This is a genomic window from Microbacterium sp. (assembly GCF_043427715.1).
Classification (GTDB): Bacteria; Actinomycetota; Actinomycetes; order Actinomycetales; family Microbacteriaceae; genus Microbacterium.
The window spans coordinates 1-4,843 of sequence record NZ_JBHWTD010000096.1 but is presented as its reverse complement, the minus strand read 5'-3'; the positions used below and the strand labels follow the sequence as shown (position 1 = coordinate 4,843).

Below are 4,843 nucleotides of genomic sequence, written 5' to 3'. Positions count from 1 at the left end.
CAACGAGATCACCGACGACGAACTCACCGAAACCCAGCGACTCCTGAACATCAGACCGCGTCGCACCCTCGGCTACCGGAAACCAGCTGACATGATCAACGAACTGATCAACGGTGTTGCGCTGACAACCTGAAACCGCCGCCGCCGCGGGTGCGCGGTTTGACACACAGCGACGCGATTCGTCATAATCGGCCACATGACTGACTACGCACGCACTCTGTCCGCCCAGGAGGCGAACGGAACTGCCGGCATCATGATGCCGCAGCGTGCTGTCATGTGTTGCCGAATGTGCCGCTGACACGGTAATCCCCGCTGGGTCGCCCGTCGAATCTGAACTCGACGCCGTGCAGACCCCCGAGACTCCGGTCGATCCGCACACGAAGCGGATGCCGCATGTCTCGCACACCGGCCTCATCTGAGGTCTTCGCGCAACACCACCGAACCCGCATCGATCCTTGGGTTCCTCCTCTGAAGGACATCGTCATGTCGACCTCCGCTCTCCTCTCCCGTCCCGCTCCCGCCCGTCACCTCCGCGCCGTCGAGGACATCACCCCTGCGGCATCCGCTCCCGCCGCACAGAACCCGTCGTCGTCGGCCGCCGCTCCCTCGCGGACCGCGCCCCGTGGCTTCGCTCTCTACGTCGGGCTCGACGAGCTGAAGGCCGCGACCGACGGTGTCAGCCTCTCGGTCCTCGTCGACGCACTGCGCCGCACGATCGCCGACCTCGCGCCCTCGGCCGAGACGCACGCGACCGTCGCCCTCGCACCCGCCGGTGCCGGTGGCCGCGACGTCGACGTGGTGCGCCTCGCCCTGCACGAGCCCGCCGCCGTCGCCCGCACCAAGCCCGAGGAGCCCGTCGAGGAGCACGTCCCCGGTGGCGTCACCATCGACATCTCCCGCCGCCGCGTGCACATCGACAACGAGACCGCGTCGCTCACCTTCAAGGAGTTCGAGCTGTTGCAGTACCTCGTTCTCCGCGAGGGTCGCACGATCGAACGAGCCGAGCTGGTGTCGTCGCTGTGGAGCCACAGCGACGGCGATGACGCTCCCGGCGAGCGCACCATCGACGTGCACGTGCGTCGCCTGCGTTCGAAGCTCGGTCGCTACGAGGACATCGTCCGCACCGTGCGCGGCATCGGCTACCGGTTCGACCGCCACGCCGACGTCGTCATCCGCTACGGCCACGGCACCCCCTCGCCCGACCGCTTCTGACGCCGGGCACCGCACCTCCCGCTCCCATCCGGGTGTCGGGAGCGCGACGTAGGGTGGCGGCATGACGGTGAGCACGGGCGAGCGGATGCCACGGCATACCCCCGCCGAGGGCTCGACGCTCCGGCCGCTCGAGGCCGAGTACCGGCCCCGCACCGCCATCGACGTGATCGGGGCGATCCGCTACCAGCAGCGGGGGCGTCACGATCCGACCCAGACCACCGCGGCCGACGGCACGATCTGGCGCGTCACGCGCACCCCCGAGGGCATCGCGACCACGGCGATCCGGGCAGGGCTCCAGACCGTCCGCGCGGCGGCGTGGGGCCCGGGAGCCGCCTGGGCGCTCGACCAGCTGCCGCGGCTGTGCGGCGCGGATGATGACCCCGACGGGTTCGACGCGTCGCGGCATCCGCTCATCGATGAGGTGCACCGTCGGCGCCCAGGACTGCGCATCGGGGCGACCGACCTCGTCTTCGACGCCCTCGTGAGCGCGATCTTCGAGCAGAAGGTGACCGGCTTGCAGGCCTTCGGCGCGTGGCGCTGGATCGTCACCCACCACGGCGAGCCTGCGCCCGGGCCGACCCCGCGACCGATGTTCGCGACCCCCGCCGACTGGCGCATGATCCCGAGCTGGGCCTGGCACCGGGCCGGCCTCGAGCCGCCCCAGTCACGCACGATCGTCGCCGCCGCCCGCCGCCGCGCGTCGATCGAACGCGCCGGCGTCGCGGCGGTCACCGGAGATGAGCGCGACACCGTCTTCACGAACCTCCCCGGGGTGGGCGTCTGGACGAGCGCGGAGACCCGCATCCGGTCGTTCGGGGATCCGGATGCCGTCAGCTTCGGCGACTACCACGTCGCCCACCAGGTCGGGTACGCCCTCACCGGCTCCCGCGTCGACGACGACGGCATGCGGGAGCTGCTCGAACCGTGGCGCGGTCACCGGCAGCGCGTCATCCGACTGATCGGCGCGAGCGGCGTGGTCGAGCCGCGGCGCGGCCCGCGGCTGCACCCGGAGGATCACCGTAATCGCTGAGCCGCGAGCACCTCAGGAGTAGTACAGCGCGACGGGCCTGCCGTCGATCTCGCGGACGTCGACCGGGGTGCCGTACACGTCCGCCAGCACCTCGGGGCGCATGATCTCTGCGACGGGGGCGTCGGCGATGATGCGTCCGTTGCTCATCGCGACGATGCGGTCCGAGTAGGTGGCGGCGAAGTTGATGTCGTGCAGCACGACGATGACGACCTTGCCGAGCTCGTCGGCCATGCGCCGCACCAACTTCATGATCTCGGTCATGTGGCGAACGTCGAGGTTGTTCAGCGGTTCGTCGAGGAGCACGTACTTCGTGTCCTGGGCGAGCACCATGGCGATGTAGGCGCGCTGGCGCTGCCCGCCGGAGAGCTCATCGAGGAAGCGGGTGCGGAAGCCCTCGAGGTCGAGGTAGGCGATCGCCCGGTCGATGTGCTCCCGGTCGGCCACGGTGAGGCGTCCCTTCGAGTGCGGGAAGCGCCCGAACTCGACGAGGTCCTGCACGGTGAGCCGTGCGGTGATGTGGTTGTCCTGGCGCAGCACCGCGATCGTCTTGGCGAGCTCCGCCGACGAGGCCGTGCGCACGTCCATCCCGTCGACGGTCACGGTGCCCGAATCGGCGCGGAGGAGGCGGCTGATGAGACCGAAGAGCGTCGACTTCCCGGCCCCGTTCGGGCCGATCAGCGACGTGACGCCCTCGGCGCCGAGGGTCAGGGACACCTCGTCGAGGACGGTGTGGCCGTGGTAGCGCTTGGTGGCGCTCTGAAGCGCGATCATCGCGCCCCCTTTCGCAGCACGAGGTAGAGGAAGAAGAGCCCACCGGCGAACTCGATGACGATCGACAGACTGGCGGCGAAGGCGAACACCCGCTCGAGGACCAGCTGACCGCCGACGAGGAACAGGACGCCCAGCAGCGCCGACGTCGGCAGGGTCCAGCGGTGCCGGAACGAGCCGGCGTAGGTGTAGGCGAGGTTGGCGATGATCAGTCCGAAGAACAGGATCGGACCGACGAGCGCGGTGGATGCCGCGACCATGACGGACACGACGGCGAACAGCGTCATGATGACGCGACGGTGGTCGACGCCGAGTCCGACCGCGGTCGGCTCGCCCAGGGTCAGCACGTCGAGGGTGTTCAGGAGCGGGACCACGACGATGCAGCCGAGGACGACGATGATGCCGGTGAGCAGCAGCAGGGTCTCATCGGGGCGGGTGAGAGAGGCGAAGCCGGTGTCGCTGAGGACCTGGAAATCGACCGGGTCGAGCATCCGCTGCATCCACTCGGTGAAGCTGCGGAAGAACGTGCCGAGGACGATGCCGACCAGGAGCATCAGATGGATCGAGCGCCGTTTGCCGCCGAAGAGCCACGTGAACAGGAACACGCTGAAGGCGACCATGACGACCACCTGCACGATCCACAGCACGATCGGGTCGGCGCGCAGGAATACCGTCGACCCCAGCGCGAACACGATCGTCGTGGAGATGAGCATGTAGAACGCGTCGAAGCCCATGATCGAGGGCGTCAGGATGCGGTTCGAGGTGATGGTGTGGAAGACGACCGTCGAGACTCCGACGGCGACGGCCACGACGATCATCGCGAGGATGCTGAGGCCCCGGATCTTCAGTGCGAACGACAGTGAGCCGGGGACCGCCGTGAACAGGTAGACCGCGATCACGGCGATGATGACCGCCGCGAGGGAGAAAGAGCGGATTGCCGCTGCCAGCCTTGTCACCGTCTGGGTCACGGAGAACTACACGCCGAGTCCAAAGAACCGGACCTACGTGCGTACGGTGACTCTCCATGTCGCGAACGAGTCCAACGAACCAGTCATAAACGCAACCGTTGAAGTCCACCTCAGCGGATCCCGCATGATCGGGCCCCTTGCGGCACCATACCCGGTTCCAGTCCTGCCTCCACGGCGCGAATTTCATTGGGACATCACGACAGGAGTGTCGGCGCACGAACACAGCGATTCACCCCTGGCTGGACTCGGCTTCACCGATGCTCAAGGCAGGCGTTGGCACCGCCGCCCGGATGGAACTCTAAGCGAGTCAACGGGCAAGGACGTGTTCCACTACGCGAGCGAGGACCCCGATACTGCGGAAGCTCAACTCGGGGAGATCAACCCCTGGACCAACCCGATGTCCATCGCGTGGAGCTTCGCAGCAGCACTGTGGGCGGAGCCGTCAGACTTCGACCTCGACGCATTCAAAGTCTTGCTTGACCCGCTCGCCGAAGGCTGGATCTCTGGCTGGAGCGATGACACTGTCCCCTCGTTGCGCGAGCTACTCTCGGGGTTCAACAATCTCGCCGCCCATACGTGGTACGCATCGCCACGGGTGGCGTACGCGCGCTTGTTCTCTAGCGAGGCCCTTGGGCAGGTAACGAAGGCCGGAACAAGCCTCGCTGTCAACGGGATCATAATCACCTTCGTTCATCGAGGAGACGTTGGATGGAAGGTCTTCGGTGGGTGGCGTCCCCTGGGGTGGTGTAGTTCTCGGTGCTGGGTGTCACGTCGTTGACGTGGTGAGCCATCGTGCGATGGTCAGTGAGAACCGACTAAAGCTACTCACAGAAAGACACGACGCACGATGGCTCTTGACCAGTCT

General features: G+C 67.3%; 5 protein-coding genes. 3 read left to right on the top strand and 2 right to left on the bottom strand.

Annotation, left to right across the window (positions count from 1 at the left end):
• Window positions 1–483 precede the first annotated feature (483 nt).
• Together ACHFGS_RS09695 and ACHFGS_RS09690 are read left to right on the top strand one after the other, a co-directional pair.
• Window positions 484–1,212, top strand: coding sequence for a winged helix-turn-helix domain-containing protein (locus tag ACHFGS_RS09695; RefSeq protein WP_394278220.1), 729 nt, complete (start codon window positions 484–486; stop codon window positions 1,210–1,212).
• 61 nt (window positions 1,213–1,273) lie between these two features.
• Window positions 1,274–2,242, top strand: coding sequence for a DNA-3-methyladenine glycosylase family protein (locus ACHFGS_RS09690; protein ID WP_394278219.1), 969 nt, complete (start codon window positions 1,274–1,276; stop codon window positions 2,240–2,242).
• Between the two features lie 12 nt (window positions 2,243–2,254).
• Here the strand turns inward: ACHFGS_RS09690 and ACHFGS_RS09685 are convergent, their stop codons facing one another.
• Window positions 2,255–3,013: an ABC transporter ATP-binding protein gene (locus ACHFGS_RS09685; protein WP_394278218.1), complete on the bottom strand. Its 759-nt coding sequence runs from the start codon at window positions 3,011–3,013 to the stop codon at window positions 2,255–2,257.
• On the bottom strand, window positions 3,010–3,909 hold the full coding sequence (locus tag ACHFGS_RS09680; protein ID WP_394278217.1) for an iron chelate uptake ABC transporter family permease subunit: 900 nt from the start codon (window positions 3,907–3,909) through the stop codon (window positions 3,010–3,012). Before ACHFGS_RS09680 ends, ACHFGS_RS09685 begins: the two co-directional genes overlap by 4 nt.
• 4 nt (window positions 3,910–3,913) lie before the next feature.
• Between ACHFGS_RS09680 and ACHFGS_RS09675 the strand changes: the two genes are divergently transcribed.
• On the top strand, window positions 3,914–4,756 hold the full coding sequence (locus ACHFGS_RS09675) for a hypothetical protein (protein ID WP_394278216.1): 843 nt from the start codon (window positions 3,914–3,916) through the stop codon (window positions 4,754–4,756).
• The last annotated feature ends 87 nt before the right edge of the window (window positions 4,757–4,843 follow it).